Genomic DNA, 16,273 nt, shown 5'->3' with positions numbered 1-16,273 from the left:
GCTGGGCGGAAGGTGGGGTGCGGTGGGTCAGGGGGTGCGGCGGGTCAGGGCGAGGGTGGTGATCAGGGCGGTCAGGGCGGCCCAGGCGGTGTAGGTGGTCCAGGCGCCGGAGACGGTGGCGGGGTGGATGTCGGTCAGCCACGGCGGGGGGCCGTTCGGATCCCGCAACCGCTGCCACGCGGGCACCAGCATGGCGTGCCGGATCATCGCGCTCCAGCGTTCATCCTCGTCGACGGCGGTGGGCAGCAGGAGCAGCAGCGTCGCGGCGGTGACGATCGCGGGTGCGGTGTGCCGGATCACCGCCGCGAGAGCCATGCCGACCAGCGCGCAGAGCGGCACCAGCAGGGCGGAGGCGGCGATGCCGCGCAGCGCGCCGGGATCGCCGATGGACATGTTCGCGTCGACGTCGGCGAGGATCGCCTGCGAGACCGCGAACGCCGCCGCCGCGCCCAGCGTTCCCAGCAGCGTGAGCACGCCGGTCAGCACGGTCAGCTTCGCGGCGGCCACGGCGTGGCGCCGGGGGACGGCCGCGAACGTGGTGCGCATCAGCCCGGAGGCGTACTCACCGCCAATCGCGACCGCGCCGACACCACTGGCCGCGAGGACGACGAACATCTGAGCCTCGGTGGGAAAGGCGTCCCAGAGCGGGTAACGCAGCGCCCGCTGCTCGGCCGACCAGTCCGGCCAGCCCGCGTGGGTGGCCAGCGCGGCGTGGCCGGCGAGGCCGACCATGGCGAGCAGGATCAGGGCGAACGCCGCCCAGGTGGAGCGCAGCGACCAGAGTTTGATCCATTCGGCGGCGAGCAGGTCGCGGTAGCGGGCCGGGTGGGTCGGGCTGGTGCGCGTGGCGGGTCGGGTCGCGGTGGTCATCGGGTCTCCCCGGCGGCGTACTCGACGTCGGCGGCGGTGAGTGCCATGAAGGCCTCCTCCAGTGAGGCGGTGCGGGTGGTCAACTGGTGCAGCGGGATCCGCAGGCCGAGGGCCAGGTCGCCGATCCGTTCCGCGTCCACCCCGCTGACGGCGAGCGCGCCATCGGCATCCGGCCGCACGTCCGCGCCGACGTCCACCAGAGCCGAGGTCAGGGCGGCCGGTTCGGGGGTACGCAGGACGACCTCGGCCCGGCCGGCGCGGGCGGCGAAGTCGTTCAGGGACTCGTCGGCGACCAGCCGGCCCCGGCCGATGACGACGAGATGGTCGGCGCAGTGCTCGACCTCGCCCATCAGGTGACTGGAGACGAAGACGGTGCGACCCTCGGCGGCGAGCCGTCGGAACAGTTCGCGCACCCAGCGCACCCCTTCCGGGTCGAGACCGTTGAACGGCTCGTCGAACATCAGCACGGGCGGGTCACCCAGCAGCGCGGCGGCGATACCGAGGCGTTGCCGCATGCCGAGCGAGAACCGGCCGACCCGGCGGTTCGCGGCGTCGTCGAGGCCGACCAGGCCCAGGACCTCGTCGGCCCGCCGGGTGCCGATGCCGTTGCCGCGGGCGAGGGCCGTCAGGTGCGCCCGTGCGCTGCGCCCGGCGTGCACGTCCCCGGCGTCGAGCAGCGCGCCGGCGTGCCGTAGCCCCCGGGCAAGGTCCCGGAACCGGACGCCAGCCACCGTGACGGTGCCGCTGGTCGGCGTGGTCAGCCCGAGCACCATGCGCAGGGTGGTGGACTTGCCGGCGCCGTTCGGGCCGAGGAAGCCGGTCACCCGGCCGGGGCGGACGGTCAGGGTCAGTCCGTCCACGGCGGTGATGCGTCCGTACCGCCGGGCCAGGCCATCAAATTCGATCATGCCGTGCACGCTGCCGGTCGCCGGGCGCTGCCGCGTCGACCCGCCGGCCGTACCGGGTGCCTGGGTGGTGGCCTGCGGGCGTACGCCCCCGGGCCGATGCTGGCGCGGCGCGGCGCTGGATACCGTGTGCCGGTGGACCTCACCGCCCTGATCCGGCCGCGTGCCACCGTGCCGGTGGTGCGGGCGGTCCTGGTGTGGGCCGGGGTCGCCCTGCTGCCGGTGCTCTGGGCGCTGGCGCCGGCCGTGGCGAACAGCGGCGACGGGGTCGGCGTGGTGGGCTGGTGGCTGCCGGTGCGCTACCTGGTGCCGGTGCTGATCGTGGTGCTGCCGGCGGGTCTGCTGAGTCGCCGCCCGCTGACCGCGCTCGGCCTGATGCTCGCCGGAGCGACGCTGTGCGCCGCGACCGTGCACGGCCGGGATCCCGGGTACCTCGGCGACATCTTCAACCTCCAGTTCCTCGCCGTCGACGCGGCGCTCGCCGTCGTCGCCGCGAACCGCTCCCGTCGGGTGTCGGTGCCGGCCGCCGGGGTGGTGCTGGTGACCCAGGTGCTCGCCGGCTTCGTGAACCTCGGGGTCGAGCCGGTGAACCAGGCCGCGTTGACCGTGCTGGCGGTCGCGGTGGGCTGGACCGCCGGAAACTCGGTACGGGCGCGGCGGGACTACGCGGCCGCGCTGCGCCGGCACGCCACCGCCGAGGCGATCACCGCCGAGCGGCTGCGCATCGCCCGGGAACTGCACGACATGGTGGCGCACAGCATCGGCGTCATCGCCATCCAGGCCGGGGCCGGCGCGCGGGTGATCGACACCCAGCCGGCGCAGGCCCGCGCCGCGCTCGCCACCATCGAGGCGGCCAGCCGCGACACCCTGGCCGGGCTTCGGCGTACCCTCGGCGCGCTGCGTCGTGGCGACGGAGATCCGGCGTCGCTGGAGCCGGTGCCTGGACTGATGGACCTGGAGCGGCTGATCGCCGCGACGGGTGATGCCGGAGTCCGGGTGGAGCTGTGCACGGCCGGCGACGGGCCGGTCCCGGCCGAGATCGACCTTGCCGCGTTCCGCATCGTCCAGGAGGCGCTCACCAACGTGGTCCGCCACGCCGGGGTGGACGCGTGCCGGGTCGTCGTCGAGCGCGGCGACCACGCGGTCATGGTGGAGATCGTCGACGACGGCCGGGGCGGTCCGATCGGCGTCGAGGGGCACGGCTTGATCGGCATGCGCGAGCGGGTCATGGCCGTCGGCGGCCGGTTCCGGGCCGGACCACGGTCCGAGGGAGGCTTCCGGGTGACAGCCTGGCTGCCGGTGTCGCCGCAGAGCGCAGTCCCGGCCGGTGGTCGTCCGGGTGGTGCTGGTGCCGTCGGTGGCCGTCCGGCTGGTGGCGGCCGGGTCGGCGATGGTCCGGATGGTGCCAGTTCCGACGGTCGTCGTCCGGATGGTGGTGGCGGGGCCGACGGTCGTCCTCAGGAGGCGGCGGAGCGGTGACCATCCGGGTGCTGCTCGTTGACGACCAGCCGCTGGTGCGGGCCGGGCTGCGCGTGCTGATCGCCGACGTGCCGGACATGGCGGTGGTCGGCGAGGCGGGCACCGGCGCCGAAGCCATACGCCTGACTCGTGAGGTGTTGCCCGACGTGGTGCTGATGGACCTGCGGATGCCAGGGACCGACGGCATCCAGGCGACGCGGACGATCACCGACTCCGGCGGTCCTGCCCGGGTGCTGGTGCTCACCACGTTCGACGACGACGAACACGTGCACGCCGCGCTGCGGGCCGGCGCGAGCGGCTTTCTCGTCAAGGACATGGCGTTGGAGGACATCCTCGGTGCGATCCGGGTGGTGGCGGCGGGGGACGCGCTCATCGCACCAGGTGTGACCCGGCGACTGATCGCGGAGTTCAGTCGCCGGCCGGCGGCTGCGACGCCACGGTCGCTGGCCGGGGTGACCGATCGGGAGCGCGAGGTGCTCACCCTCGTGGGACGGGGCCTGTCCAACGCCGAGATCGCCGCCGAGCTGGTGATCAGTACGGCCACCGCAAAGGCTCACGTGGCCCGACTCTTCAGCAAGCTCGGCGCCCGCGACCGGGTGCACCTGGTCATCGCCGCCTACGAAGCCGGCCTGGTCACCGCATCCCGCTGACCCGCCCCACCACCTCATCACCCCGCCGCCCCCACTCGCCGCGTGCTTGCATGCCCGCATGCGCAACTTCGGGGGAAGTGCTGCCTCGACCGCCTCGGAACCAGCACTTTCCCCGAAGTTGCGCGGTCCCGCTGGGTTCGGGGTGGGGAAGTTGGTCAGCGGCGGAGGCGGCGTTCGGCGCGCCACCAGCGGGCGAGCAGCACGGCGCTGGCGATGAACCCCAGGGAGGCCGGGGCGGCGGCGAACCAGTTGATCCCGCTGGGGCTGGTGACGGCGGCACCGACCGCCGCATAGCCGAACGCGGTCGGCGCGGAGGCGATCACGCTGCCGACGAGGAACGGCAACACCCGCGCGCCGGTGGTGCCGTAGCCGTAGCTGACCAGGCCGAAACCGGAGATCGGCAGCAGCCGTACGGTGACCACGCCGAGCACGCTCTGCCGGGTGAACCAGCGGTCGAGGCGGGCCAGCCGGCCCCGGACGCGTTCGGCGACGAACTCCCGACCCAGCACCCGACCCACGGCGAAGCCGATCGCCGCCGCCAGCAGTGCGGCGCCGAGCGCGTACGCGGCACCTTCCAGGGCACCGAAGATCGCGCCTGAGGCGAGCGTGATGAAGGTGCGGGGGACCAGCGCCACCAGCAGCAGTGCCCCGCCGAGCACACCGGCCACCGGAGCGAGCGGCCCCATCCGGTCGGCCAGGTCCGGCAGCGCGGTCGGTTCGGGGTGCGGCACCAGCAGCAGCGTCACCGCGAAGGCGGTGAGCAGGAGCAGCAGCAGCGCGAACCGGGTGGCCGACGGCGTCGCGGCGACCAGTAGGCGGCGCCACCCGGCGGGCGGGGGGCCGACCGGTGGGGTGTCCGGCTGCGGCGGGCCGGCTGCGAGGTCGCCCGACCGGCTCGCCCGCAGCAGTCGCGTCCGCAGCTTGCGGATCATGCCCGGGCGGTGGCCACCGCGGTCCGGCGTTCGGCCCGCAGCCGGTCGGCCCAGGTGTCGTCGAGCGGAGGCAGGTGCTGCGCGCCGGTCGCCCAGCGCAGCAGCAGGTCGGCCAGCGCCGGGTTGCGGGCCAGCGCCGGGCCATGGGAGTACGTGCCGAGCAGCTTGCCCCGCCAGGCTCCCTCGGTGGCGCCGTCGTTGCCGACCCCGGCGGTGACCCGGGCCAGCGGTGAGACGCCGGGGCCCAGGTGGGTGCGGCCGCCGTGGTTCTCGAACCCGGTCAGCGGCGGTAGGCCGAGACGGGCGTCGATGTCGCCGGCCAGCTCGCCGACGGCCCGGCTGGGGCCCCGGTCCGAGGAGAGATCGAGCAGTTCCAGGCCCTGGTACTGGGTGCCCTTGGCGAAGAACGAGGTGCCGAGCAACTGGTAGCCGGCGCAGACGCCGAAGACCACCGAACCCTGGGCCACCGCCCGGTGCAGGCCACCGTCGGCGAGCAGCCGTTGTGCGCCGAGTGCCTGCGGGCCGTCCTCCCCACCCCCGATGAGGTAGATGTCGGCCGTGGTGGGCAGCCGCTCGTCGGAGCGGACCTCCAGCACCTCGACCGGGAATCCGCGCTGCTGGGCCCGGCGGGCCAGGATCAGGGCGTTGCCCCGGTCGCCGTACGTCGACAACAGGTCCGGGTAGATCCAGACGATGCGCAGGGTCTCAGTTGACACGATCCAACTCCGCTCGGATGTCCTGGAAGGCGGTGTAGTTCGCGATGACCTCCAGCCGACCCGGCGGTACCGCCCGGACGGCCTCGTCGAAGGTGCGTACGTACTGGAAGGGCACGTCGTTGACCTCGAGTCGTACGGCCAGGTCGTACGCCCGGTCGCCGGTGATGAGCACCAGCCGGCCGCGCAGCGGGGCGAAGTCGACGTCGAAGAGCCAGGAGGTGTCCAGCCCGTCGGGGTCCCGGGCGTTTATGGACAGCAGCGTCGGCGCCTCGTCGGCCATGTCGAACGCCTCCAGCCAACTGGCCGGGTTCTTGGCCAGCAGCAGTCGCACGGTGCGACCGTCCCGGACGACCTGCGCGTAGCGCCCGGCCACCGAGGTCACGTCGCCGAGGCGGGGAACCGCGTCGAAGGGACGTACGCCGAACTCGGCGGCGACCGCCAGCGCGGTCGCCGCGTTGCCGATGTTGACTTTGCCGGGCAGCTGGAGCTTGACCTTGTACCAGGCGCCGGTCGGGTCGACGACGCCCTCCTCGTCCACGGTCCACTGCGGCTCCGGCCGGCGGAGCGGGCAGCCGGTGCACCACCACTGCTCGCCGGAGCGCTGGATGGTGGAGCCGCACTCGGGACAGACCCAGGAGTCGTCGTGCCAGCGCTGCCCGGCGGAGAACCAGGTGACGTGCGGCGGGGTGATCCGTTGGTCGTGGCTGGCCGGCGGGGTGGCGGCCCAGACCACCATCGGGTCGTCGGCGTTGGCGACCACGCGGATGTCCGGGTGCCGGGCCAGCGCCGCGCGCCAGAGCTGCGCCATCATGGCGACCTCCTTGGCCCGGTCCAGCTGGTCGCGGGAGAGGTTGAGCAGCGCCACCACGTGCGGGTCGGTCGCCTCGATCACCTGGGCGAGGTAGTGCTCGTCGACCTCCAGCACGGCGTACGGCGTGCTGCCGGCCTTGGCCAGCGCGGAGGTGTGCCCGGTGGGCATGTTGGCGCCGAACGAGTTGGTGGCGACCCGGCCGAGCACCCCGACGGCCGCGGCGGCGAGCCGGGTGGTGGTGGTCTTGCCGTTGGTGCCGGAGATCAGCGCGATGGCCCGTCCGGCGGAGAGGTGGGCGAGCAGTTCGGGGTCGATCTTCAGGCCGAGCCAACCACCGATCACCGAGCCGTCGCCCCGGCCCGCCGCCCGGGACAACGCCGCGGCGGTCCGTGACACGGAGCTGGCCACCTTCGCCCGCAGGGGCATCTTCGCGTCCGTCACGCGAGCGAGGTTACCGGACCAGCGGACCCGCGAGATCGGCACCGACGGCGATCCGTTCGGCTCGGCGCGGCCGGCGCCCGGTCGGATGACCCTCGGCCGGACGGAGTCGATCTATGTCGGAAAGCGGACCCGCCCGGGGGCGCCGCGCGGCCCTCCACTCCGCTCCACCCCGGCTGACGTGCGGTTTTGTGGCGACGCGCGCCACGCCACGCGGTCGAATCTGGTTGCGAGTGGAGGGAAGTGGAGTAGAGTGGGGCGCATTGGTGGGGCCGGGAGGGGCCCACCGGCCCGGGGGGTCAGCGGCGCGCGAACGCCGCTCAAGGGCGAGGGGGTTGGGCCGATGTTTCTCGGCACCCACACTCCGCGCCTGGACGACAAAGGCCGGTTGATCCTTCCGGCGAAGTTCCGGGATGAGCTGGCGGGGGGTGTCGTGATCACCAAAGGGCAGGAGCGCTGCCTCTACGTCTTCCCGACGCCGGAGTTCCAGCGGATCGCGGAGCAGTTGCGCGCGCAGCCGATGACGCACAAGGCGGCCCGGGCCTACAGCCGGGTGTTCTTCGCCAGCGCGCACGACGAGGTGCCGGACAAGCAGGGCCGGGTGACCATCCCGGCGCACCTGCGCAGCTACGCGGGGCTCGACCGGGACCTGGTGGTCATCGGCGCGAGCACCCGGGTGGAGATCTGGGACAGGGTCGCCTGGGAGACCTACCTCGCCGAGAGCGAAGACGACTTCGCCGACATCGAGGAAGGGGTGCTGCCCGGCGGTCTGTAGGGCGTGGCGACGCCCGACGTACTGCGAGATCTCCAGCCGCTTTCGAGTTCCTGGCATCCCTTCCCCGGTGCCAGGCGCACGATCCGACCTTCCGGGCCACCGGCCCGACGGGCGGGCGGAGAGCGGATGGGGATCTGGCGGTACGACGGCACGGCGTCGTCCGACGAACAGGGCGCGGATACACAACCGGTTCAACCAGTGGGGGTCGACATGGGGGAGCTACGTGGCACGCACGTGCCGGTGCTGCTCGAGCGGTGTCTCGAGCTGCTGGCCCCCGCACTGGGCCGGGGTGGGCGCACCGTGCACGTCGACGCGACGTTGGGCCTCGCCGGCCATGCCGAGGCGGTGCTGCGAGCCCATCCGGAGACGGTGCTGGTGGGCCTGGACCGGGACACCGAGGCGCTGGCCCACGCCAGGGTCCGGCTGGCCCGGTTCGCCGACCGCGTCCACCTGGAGCACGCCGTCTACGACGAGCTGCCCGAGGTGCTCGACCGGCTGGGATATCCGTCCGTGGACGGGGTCCTGTTCGATCTCGGTGTCTCCTCGTTGCAGCTCGACGCGCCCGACCGCGGGTTCGCGTACGCGCAGGACGCGCCGTTGGACATGCGGATGGACCAGACCCGGGGGGTGACCGCCGAGGAGGTGGTCAACACCTACCCGCACCCGGACCTGGCCCGGGTGCTGCGGGTCTACGGCGAGGAGAAGTTCGCCGGGCGGATCGCCTCGGCGATCATCCGGGAGCGGGAACGCGGCCGGATCACCTCCTCGGCGCGGCTGGCCGAGCTGGTCCGGGAGTCGATTCCGGCACCAGCCCGGCGAACCGGGGGACACCCGGCAAAGAGAACGTTTCAGGCTTTACGGATCGAGGTAAACAGAGAACTGGCAGCGCTGGAGACGGCGCTGCCGGCCGCTCTGGACCGACTCGCCGTCGGCGGTCGCCTGGTGGTCCTGTCCTACCACTCGCTGGAGGACAGGCTCACCAAACAGGCGCTCGCCGATCGGGTCCGCAGCACGGGCCCGATCGACCTCCCGGTCGAACTGCCCGGGTCAGAGCCGACGTTCCGGCTGCTCAGCCGGGGCGCGGAACTGCCTGGGGAGGTGGAGGTCACCGCGAATCCGCGGGCCGCTTCGGTGCGCCTGCGGGCCGCGGAGCGGATCGACCCGCAGGCACGGCAACGGGGGCGTACCGACCGCGAACGGTACCGCCGCCGGGTCAAGGCGATGCACCAACCGGGGACGGCGTCGACCACGGAATCCGGTCCGGATCCGCGGCGGGCGCCGGGGGACACCACGGACGAAGAGGGGGAGGGGACATGAACGTAGACAAGCGTCGGGACATCGCCGGCGCCGGGCAGCGCGCACCGCGGTCGGGGGGCCGGATCGCGGCGGAGCGGACCCGGGGAACGGGCGACGGTGCTCGGCGGACGGACCGGGTGAACCGGTCGGCGGAGACTCGCGCCCGGGGGGCGCGCGAGTTCCCGACCCAGGGCAGCGCGGCGCTGCGTCCGGTGGAGCGGGCCGCCGTCGCGGCCGAGCGGTCGGAGTCGCCGCGGCTGCGGGTCGCCCCGCCGCCGCCGGTGCGGGTGCCGCGGGCACCGTTCGCCGCGCTGGTGGTGGTGCTGGTCGTCGGCGGGGTGCTGGGCATCCTGGCGGTCAACACGAAGATCAACGAGAACGCCTTCCGGCTCGACGAGCTGCAGCAGCAGCAGGCCAAGCTCGACGTGGAGCAGCAGCAGCTGAAGAAGCAGATCGCCGAGTCCGAGTCGCCCGGCAACCTCACCGCCCAGGCCCGCAAGCTGGGGCTTGTCGAGTCGGGTGAGCCGGCGTACATCCGGCTGCCGGACGGCAAGGTGATCGGGGTGCCGCAGCCGGCCGGTGGCAAGCTCTCCATCGCCAGCCAGCAGGGCGGGCAGGGGTAGGCCGTGCCACCGAGGTCCGAGGAACCGCGCCGGGACGCCGAAGGCTCCCGGCGCGGTTCGTCGCGTGGCGGCGGGCAGCGGAGTTCGCCGCCCCGCCCGGCCGGTGAGCGGGACGTGACGCCGGGTCTGGGCGGCATCTCCGACGCCCGCGCCTACACGCCCCGGGGCCGCTCCGTCCGCGAGAGCGGCGCGGCCGCCGGCACCGGACGCGCCGAGCAGCGGCGCACCCCGCGCAGCAGCCGGTCGCAGGATCCGTTCCGGCCGGCGCTACAGGTCCTCGACGGTGGTCGGGTCACCGCCGGCCGGGCCGCCGGCCGACCGGGTGGCGCGGCCCGCCGGGACGGTGGCGCCGCCCGTGCCACCGTGACGCGTACCGTCACCGACCGCACCCCGCGCGACGAGGCCCCGGCCACCGCCCCCCGACGACGGGTGACCAACCGGGAACCGCGTCGCGGGGACCGTACGCCGCCGCGCCGACCGTCGCGCCAGCGACCCCGACCGCCCCGGCTGGCCGACCCGGGCCGCCGGCTGCGCCTGGGCACCGCGTTGACCCTGGCCCTCTTCGTCGCCGTCGGCGTGCGGCTGGTCGTGCTCCAGACCGTCGACACCCCGGCGTACGCCGACGGCGGGATCGCCGACCGCATCACCACCGTGCCGCTGCCCGCGCCGCGGGGCGCCATCTACGACCGCTCCGGCGAGGCCGCGCTGGCGCACAGCGTCGAGGCCCGGTACGTCTACGCCGACCCGACCCGGGTGAAAGACATCGCGGCGACCGCGGCGTCGCTCTCCCCGCTGCTCGGTATCCCGGCCTCCGAACTGGCCGAGAAGATGAAACCCCGCAAGCGGATCAACGGCGTCGACTCGCAGTTCGAGTACCTGGCCCGGGGGGTTGACATCGACCGCGCCAAGGAGATCACGGCGCTCAAGCTGCCCGGCATCGGCACGCACCGCGACGAGCGGCGCGAGGTGCCCGGCGGGGACCTCGCCGCCAACCTGATCGGCTTCACCAGCCCGGACATGGTCGGGCTGGAGGGCCTGGAGGCGCGCTTCGACGACCTGCTGCACGGCGAGGACGGCCAGCGGGTCTTCGAGATCGGCCTCGGCGACCTGGCCGCCCCGATTCCCGGCGGCATCAGCCGCACCACGAAGGCCAAGCCGGGCAGTTCGCTGGTGCTCACCATCGACCGCGACCTGCAGTACATGGTGCAGCGCATCCTCAGTGAGCAGACGCAGCAGGTGCAGGGCAGCACCGGCGCCGCCGTGGTGCTGGACGCGCGTACCGGTGAGGTGCTGGCCCAGGCCAGCCATCCCACCTACAACGCGGCGAAGCCCTTCCCCAGCGAGCCGACCGACCGGGAGGACGCGGCCACCAGCTTCATCGTCGACCCGGGCTCGGTGCACAAACCGATCACGTTCGGGGCGGCCCTGCAGGAGGGCGTCATCACCCGGGACACCTCGTTCCCGGTGGCCAACGCCATCCGCAAGGGCGACACCTGGTTCCGCGACACCCACCAGGCGAACGGGCGGCGGATGAGCGTCGCCGGCATGATGGCGTACTCCTCGAACGTCGGCACCATCCAGATCGCCGACAAGCTCGGTCCGGACCGGCTGCTGGACTACCAGCGGCGCTTCGGCCTGGGCAAGCCGACCGGGGTCGGGATGCCCGGCGAGGCGAGCGGGCGGCTGCTGCCGGTGCAGGAGTGGAGCGGGTCGTCGCACGGGTCGGTGCCGATCGGGCACAGCGTGGACGCCACCCCGTTGCAGATGGCCGCCGCATACGCCGCCATCGCCAACGACGGCACCTACATCCAGCCACACCTGGTGAAGGAGACGATCGCCCCGAACGGGAAACGGACCCCCGGGCCGGAGCCGGAGACCCGGCAGGTGCTCAGCCCGGACAATGCCGCCGCGCTGCGTACGATCATGGAGGCGGTCACCACGGTCGACGACGCCACCGGCCTGGCCGCCGCGGTCCCCGGTTACCGGGTCGCCGGCAAGACCGGCACCGGCTGGCGGCTGGTGGACGGCAAGAAGCAGCCCGGCGAGGTCGCCTCGTTCATCGGGATGGCTCCGGCGGAGAACCCGCGCTACGTCATCGCGGTCTTCGTGCACAGCCCCAGCGGTGGTGGCGGTCAGATCTCGGCACCGGCCTTCCGCGACATGATGACCTTCACCCTGCGCCACCACCGGGTACCGCCGTCGACCGAACCGGCGCCGACGTTCACCGTCTTCCCGTAGCCACGACCTGCGGTTCGACTCCATGCGACGGAGATTCAGGCGCGCCGTGCGGCCGGGAGCGGGCGACCGGGTAGGGTCTGACGCCGTGCGCGGCAATCCTCGTCCCCGTTCCGTGACCGGGATCCGGCTCGGTGCCCTGGCCGCCCGGCTCGCCGTGGCGTCCGGCACCAGCGCCGACCCGATGGTGACCGGGGTGACCCACGCCAGCGGCGAGGTCCGCCCCGGCGACCTGTACGCGGCCCTGCCCGGGGCCCGGCGGCACGGCGCGGAGTTCGCCGCCGACGCGGCGGCCGCCGGCGCGGTCGCGATGCTCACCGACCCGGCCGGCGCCGAGCGGGCCGCCGACATCGGGTTGCCGACCCTGGTGGTGGCCGAGCCCCGCGCGGTGCTCGGCCCGCTCGCCTCGGCGGTCTACGGCGATCCGACGGCGGGGTTGACCGTGATCGGCGTGACCGGCACCGCCGGCAAGACCTCCACCGCGTACCTGATCGAGTCGGGGCTGCGCGCCGCCGGCCACGTCACCGGCCTGATCGGCACCGTGGAGACCCGGCTCGGCGACCTGGTGATCGACAGCGTGCGGACCACGCCCGAGGCCACCGACCTGCACGCCATGCTGGCCGCCGCCGCCGAGCGTGGGGTCACCGCCGTGGTCATGGAGGTCTCCAGCCACGCCCTGGCGATGGGCCGGGTCGGCGGGGTGCGGTTCACCGTCGGCGGCTGGACCAACTTCGGCTCCGACCACCTGGACTTCCACGCCGACGCCGAGGACTACTTCGCCGCCAAGGCCCGGCTGTTCGACGGCCGGTGTGCCGTCGAGGTGCTCAACCACGACGACCCGGCGCTCAAGGCGCTGTTCAAGCCGGCCACGGTCAGCTTCTCCGCGCTCGGCGACCGGGCCGCCAGCTGGTGGGCCGACGAGCTGACCGGCGAGGGGTACGCGCAGCGGTTCACCGCGCACGGTCCGGACGGGCTGGTACTGCCCGCCCGGGTGGCGCTGCCCGGCCGGCACAACGTGTCCAACGCCCTGCTGGCCATCGCCAGCCTGGTGGCCGCCGGGGTCGACCCGGTGACCGCCGCCGAGGGCGTGGCCGCCTGCGGCGGCGTGCCGGGCCGGCTGGAGTCGGTGGGCGTGGCCGGTGGGGTGCGCGGGGTGGTCGACTACGCGCACAAGACCGACGCCGTGGTGGCCGCGCTGGCCGCGCTGCGGGAACTCAGCACCGGCCGGCTGATCTGCGTCATCGGTGCCGGCGGCGACCGGGACCGGGGAAAGCGGCCGGCGATGGGTGCCGCCGCCGCGGCCGGTGCCGACCTGGTGGTGGTGACCGACGACAACCCCCGCACCGAGGATCCGGCGGCGATCCGTGCCGAGGTGCTCGCCGGTGCCCACCGGGCCGGTGCGCCCGCCCGGGTCGTCGAGGTCGGCGGTCGCCGCGCGGCGATCGACGAGGCGGTGCGGCTGGCGGCACCGGGTGACGTGGTGGCCCTGCTCGGCAAGGGTCACGAGCGGGGCCAGGAGATCGCCGGTGAGGTGTACCCGTTCGACGACCGGACCGAACTCGCCGACGCGCTGCGCAGCCGCTTCGGGGATCTGGAGGGGCAGTGATCACGCTCAGCCTGGCCGAGGTGGCCTCGGCGGTCGACGGACGGCTGGTCGCCGCCGATCCCGCCGCGCAGGTCACCGGCAGCGTGGAGTTCGACTCCCGCAAGGTCACCTCCGGTGGGCTCTTCGTCGCCTTCGACGGGGAGAAGGTGGACGGCCACGACTTCGCCGCCGCGGCGGTGGCCGCCGGTGCGGTGGCGGTCATGGGTACCCGGGCGGTGCCCGGCGTGCCGATGATCGTCGTGGCCGACCCGTTGGCGGCGATGGGCCGGCTGGCCCGCGCGGTGGTCGATCGGCTGCCCGGGCTGACCGTGATCGGGTTGACCGGGTCCTCCGGCAAGACCACCACCAAGGACCTGATCGCCCAGTTGACCGCCCGGCTCGGAGAGACGGTGGCGCCGCCCGGGTCGTTCAACAACGAGCTGGGACACCCGTACACGGCGTTGCAGGCCGGCCCGACCACCCGGTACCTGGTGATGGAGAAGGGCGCCCGGGGCATCGGCCACGTGCGCTACCTCTGCGAGGTCGCGCCTCCGCGCATCTCCGTGGTGCTCAACGTCGGGGTGTCGCACATCGGCGAGTTCGGTTCGCAGGAGAACATCGCGCTGGCCAAGGGCGAGCTGGTCGAGGCGTTGCCGGCCGACGGCCTGGCGGTGCTCAACGCCGACGATCCGCTTGTCGACGCGATGGTCGCCCGGACTGCGGCCCGGGTGGTCCGTTACGGCGAGTCGGCGCACGCCGACGTGCGGGCCGTGGACGTGACGCTCGACGAGCGGGGACGGGCCGCGTACACCCTGGTCACGCCGGAGGGCACGGCGCCGGTGCGACTCGGGCTCACCGGCCGGCACCAGGTCTGGAACAGTCTGGCCGCCGCGGCCGTGGCGCGGGAGCTGGGCATGCCGCTGGCCGAGCTGGCCATCGCGCTGGGCGCGCTCGGGCTGGTCTCCACCCGCCGGATGGACGTCTTCGAGCGCACCGACGGGGTCACCGTGATCGACGACTCGTACAACGCCAATCCGGCGTCGACGGCGGTGGCGTTGCGGGCGCTGGGCGGCATCGGCGCGGGACGGCGTACCGTCGCGGTGCTCGGCTACATGGCCGAGTTGGGCGAATTCGAGGCGCAGGGACACGCCGAGGTGGGCCGACTCGCGGCCGAGTTGGGCGTGGACCGGTTGCTCGTGGTCGGCGAGGCGGCGGCGCCGATCCACCACGGGGCGACATCGGTAGGTGACTGGGGAGGAGAGTCGGTGCTGCTCACCGATCAGGCGGCGGCCGTCGAGGTGCTGCGCAGCGAGCTACGACCGGGCGACGTCGTCCTGGTCAAGGGCTCCCGGTACCGGACCTGGGAGGTGGCCGACGCGCTGCGTGTCGACGCCGCCGGGGACGGCGACGGTACCTCGGCGTCGGCCGGGGGTGGCGCCGCGTGAGAGCGGTAATCGTGGCCATCGGGGTGGCCTTCCTCGTCTCGCTGTTCTGCACCCCGATCGCGATCCGGGTCTTCACCCGGCTCAAGGCCGGACAACCCATCCGGGCCGAGGGCCCGCAGATGCACCAGGGCAAGAAGGGCACGCCGACGATGGGCGGCGTGGTGTTCATCCTGGCCACCGTCATCGCGTACGTGGCCGGGCACCTCGCCCTGACCACGCTGCCCGACGCGCAGATCGCCCAGGTCGAGCCGACCATCACGGCGCTGGTGCTGCTGGGGCTGATGGTCTTCTGCGGCGCGGTCGGCTTCATCGACGACTTCCTGAAGGTGCGCAAGCGGCACAGCGGCGGCCTGAGCGCCCGGGGCAAGCTGCTCGGGCAGATCCTGGTCGGCGCGGTGTTCGGGGTGGTCGCGCTCTGGTTCCCGTCCACCATGACCGACGCCTCCGGCGCGGTGACCAACACCGAGACGGTCGGCAGCACCACGCTCAGCTTCATCCGGGACATCCCGGCGCTGGACGTCACCAAGATCGGTGCGGTGATCATCTTCATCTTCGTGGTGATGGCGGCGACCAACGGCGTGAACCTCACCGACGGTCTCGACGGGCTGGCCACCGGGGCCTCGGTGATGGTGCTCGGCGCGTACGCGGTGATCGCCTTCTGGCAGTACCGGCACTGGTGCGCCGACCCGGCGTACACCGCTAATCCGGACAACTACTGCTACACGGTCCGGGACCCGCTGGAGATCGCGCTGATCGCCGGGGCGGCGGCCGGGGCCTGCGTCGGCTTCCTGTGGTGGAACACCTCGCCGGCCCGGATCTTCATGGGCGACACCGGAGCGCTCGGTCTCGGTGGCCTGATCGCCGGCATGGCGATGTCGACCCGGACCATCCTGCTTCTGCTGATCATCGGCGGCCTGTTCGTGATCATCACGATGTCGGTGGTTATCCAGATCATCTCCTTCAAGACCACCGGCAAGCGGGTGTTCCGGATGTCGCCGTTGCAGCACCACTTCGAGTTGGCCGGCTGGAGCGAGGTCAACATCGTGGTCCGCTTCTGGATCATCGCCGGCATCGGCGTGGCCATCGCCCTCGGCCTCTTCTACAGCGACTTCCTGGCCAACATGGGCTGACCCACCCCACCCCAGACGTGTTGATCAAGAAGTTTCCGTCGCGGATCCGCCGGATTCCGACCCAAACTTCTTGATCAACGCCTTGGGTTGGCGTGTTGGCGGGACAGCGGAGGGTGGTCGGCGCAAGTGCGACACGCCGACCGGGGCGTACCGCCCCGGACGGGTGCCGGTTGCGGCGATGATGACGCTGTGGGGGAGGCGCGAGGAGACGACGTGACGGTGGGTCGGAGCCCGGCCGGCAGCCCGGCGCGTCCGGAGGTGTCGGTGACCGCGGCGGCCGGACGGGCCGCAGGCTCCAGCGGGACCGGTGCGGCGCGGGCCGGTGGCACCGTGACGGGCGGCGACGCCGAGGGGCCGTGGCGTGGGCTCGACGCGCTGGGATC

General features: G+C 73.4%; 14 protein-coding genes. 9 read left to right on the top strand and 5 right to left on the bottom strand.

Annotated features, from left to right (window positions below):
* Window positions 1–27: 27 nt before the first annotated feature.
* Window positions 28–870, bottom strand: a complete 843-nt coding sequence (locus O7597_RS02175; protein WP_281581888.1) for an ABC transporter permease — start codon at window positions 868–870, stop codon at window positions 28–30.
* The gene (locus O7597_RS02170; protein WP_281581887.1) at window positions 867–1,778 is read right to left on the bottom strand and encodes an ATP-binding cassette domain-containing protein; all 912 of its coding nucleotides are present in this window, start codon (window positions 1,776–1,778) and stop codon (window positions 867–869) included. The genes O7597_RS02175 and O7597_RS02170 overlap by 4 nt, the downstream gene beginning before the upstream one ends.
* Window positions 1,779–1,910: 132 nt before the next feature.
* On the opposite strand from O7597_RS02170, the gene O7597_RS02165 reads away from it, so the two are divergent.
* Window positions 1,911–3,254, top strand: a complete 1,344-nt coding sequence (locus O7597_RS02165) for a sensor histidine kinase (RefSeq protein WP_281581886.1) — start codon at window positions 1,911–1,913, stop codon at window positions 3,252–3,254.
* Complete coding sequence (locus O7597_RS02160; protein ID WP_281581885.1) at window positions 3,251–3,904, top strand: response regulator transcription factor; 654 nt, start codon at window positions 3,251–3,253, stop codon at window positions 3,902–3,904. The genes O7597_RS02165 and O7597_RS02160 overlap by 4 nt, the downstream gene beginning before the upstream one ends.
* 155 nt (window positions 3,905–4,059) lie before the next feature.
* Here O7597_RS02160 and O7597_RS02155 read toward each other — a convergent pair whose 3' ends face one another.
* The 3 genes from O7597_RS02155 to O7597_RS02145 are packed head-to-tail and all read right to left on the bottom strand — an operon-like array spanning window position 4,060 to window position 6,789.
* Complete coding sequence (locus tag O7597_RS02155; protein WP_332317102.1) at window positions 4,060–4,836, bottom strand: VTT domain-containing protein; 777 nt, start codon at window positions 4,834–4,836, stop codon at window positions 4,060–4,062.
* Window positions 4,833–5,552, bottom strand: a complete 720-nt coding sequence (locus tag O7597_RS02150; RefSeq protein WP_164449191.1) for a glutamine amidotransferase — start codon at window positions 5,550–5,552, stop codon at window positions 4,833–4,835. The genes O7597_RS02155 and O7597_RS02150 overlap by 4 nt, the downstream gene beginning before the upstream one ends.
* Window positions 5,542–6,789 (bottom strand): MurT ligase domain-containing protein, encoded by a 1,248-nt coding sequence (locus tag O7597_RS02145; protein WP_269738659.1) that lies wholly within the window; start codon window positions 6,787–6,789, stop codon window positions 5,542–5,544. The genes O7597_RS02150 and O7597_RS02145 overlap by 11 nt, the downstream gene beginning before the upstream one ends.
* Window positions 6,790–7,144: 355 nt before the next feature.
* Between O7597_RS02145 and mraZ the strand changes: the two genes are divergently transcribed.
* The 7 genes from mraZ to mraY all read left to right on the top strand — a co-directional run bounded on the left by mraZ (window position 7,145) and on the right by mraY (window position 15,890).
* On the top strand, window positions 7,145–7,576 hold the full coding sequence (gene mraZ, locus O7597_RS02140) for a division/cell wall cluster transcriptional repressor MraZ (RefSeq protein ID WP_210830718.1): 432 nt from the start codon (window positions 7,145–7,147) through the stop codon (window positions 7,574–7,576).
* 210 nt (window positions 7,577–7,786) lie between these two features.
* Entirely contained in the window at window positions 7,787–8,893 is a 1,107-nt protein-coding gene (gene rsmH / locus O7597_RS02135) for a 16S rRNA (cytosine(1402)-N(4))-methyltransferase RsmH (RefSeq protein WP_269737477.1), read from the top strand.
* Window positions 8,890–9,495: a septum formation initiator family protein gene (locus O7597_RS02130; RefSeq protein ID WP_269737476.1), complete on the top strand. Its 606-nt coding sequence runs from the start codon at window positions 8,890–8,892 to the stop codon at window positions 9,493–9,495. The genes rsmH and O7597_RS02130 overlap by 4 nt, the downstream gene beginning before the upstream one ends.
* A gap of 3 nt (window positions 9,496–9,498) precedes the next feature.
* Complete coding sequence (locus O7597_RS02125) at window positions 9,499–11,733, top strand: penicillin-binding protein 2 (RefSeq protein ID WP_269737475.1); 2,235 nt, start codon at window positions 9,499–9,501, stop codon at window positions 11,731–11,733.
* 112 nt (window positions 11,734–11,845) lie between these two features.
* Entirely contained in the window at window positions 11,846–13,336 is a 1,491-nt protein-coding gene (locus tag O7597_RS02120; protein ID WP_269738658.1) for a UDP-N-acetylmuramoyl-L-alanyl-D-glutamate--2,6-diaminopimelate ligase, read from the top strand.
* Window positions 13,333–14,760: a UDP-N-acetylmuramoyl-tripeptide--D-alanyl-D-alanine ligase gene (murF, locus tag O7597_RS02115; RefSeq protein WP_281581884.1), complete on the top strand. Its 1,428-nt coding sequence runs from the start codon at window positions 13,333–13,335 to the stop codon at window positions 14,758–14,760. Before O7597_RS02120 ends, murF begins: the two co-directional genes overlap by 4 nt.
* Complete coding sequence (gene mraY / locus O7597_RS02110) at window positions 14,757–15,890, top strand: phospho-N-acetylmuramoyl-pentapeptide-transferase (protein ID WP_099844714.1); 1,134 nt, start codon at window positions 14,757–14,759, stop codon at window positions 15,888–15,890. The genes murF and mraY overlap by 4 nt, the downstream gene beginning before the upstream one ends.
* The last annotated feature ends 383 nt before the right edge of the window (window positions 15,891–16,273 follow it).

It is taken from the genome of Verrucosispora sp. WMMC514 (assembly GCF_027497295.1).
Taxonomy (GTDB): domain Bacteria; phylum Actinomycetota; class Actinomycetes; order Mycobacteriales; family Micromonosporaceae; genus Micromonospora; species Micromonospora palythoicola.
This window is presented reverse-complemented; position numbering and strand designations above follow the sequence as displayed.

Bases quoted from the DNA above. Each gene is read 5' to 3' on its own strand.
- O7597_RS02175 (WP_281581888.1), bottom strand. From the start codon at position 870: ATGACCACCGCGACCCGACCCGCCACGCGCACCAGCCCGACCCACCCG.
- O7597_RS02170 (WP_281581887.1), bottom strand. From the start codon at position 1,778: ATGATCGAATTTGATGGCCTGGCCCGGCGGTACGGACGCATCACCGCC.
- O7597_RS02155 (WP_332317102.1), bottom strand. From the start codon at position 4,836: ATGATCCGCAAGCTGCGGACGCGACTGCTGCGGGCGAGCCGGTCGGGC.
- O7597_RS02145 (WP_269738659.1), bottom strand. From the start codon at position 6,789: ATGCCCCTGCGGGCGAAGGTGGCCAGCTCCGTGTCACGGACCGCCGCG.
- mraZ (WP_210830718.1), top strand. From the start codon at position 7,145: ATGTTTCTCGGCACCCACACTCCGCGCCTGGACGACAAAGGCCGGTTG.
- rsmH (WP_269737477.1), top strand. From the start codon at position 7,787: ATGGGGGAGCTACGTGGCACGCACGTGCCGGTGCTGCTCGAGCGGTGT.
- O7597_RS02130 (WP_269737476.1), top strand. From the start codon at position 8,890: ATGAACGTAGACAAGCGTCGGGACATCGCCGGCGCCGGGCAGCGCGCA.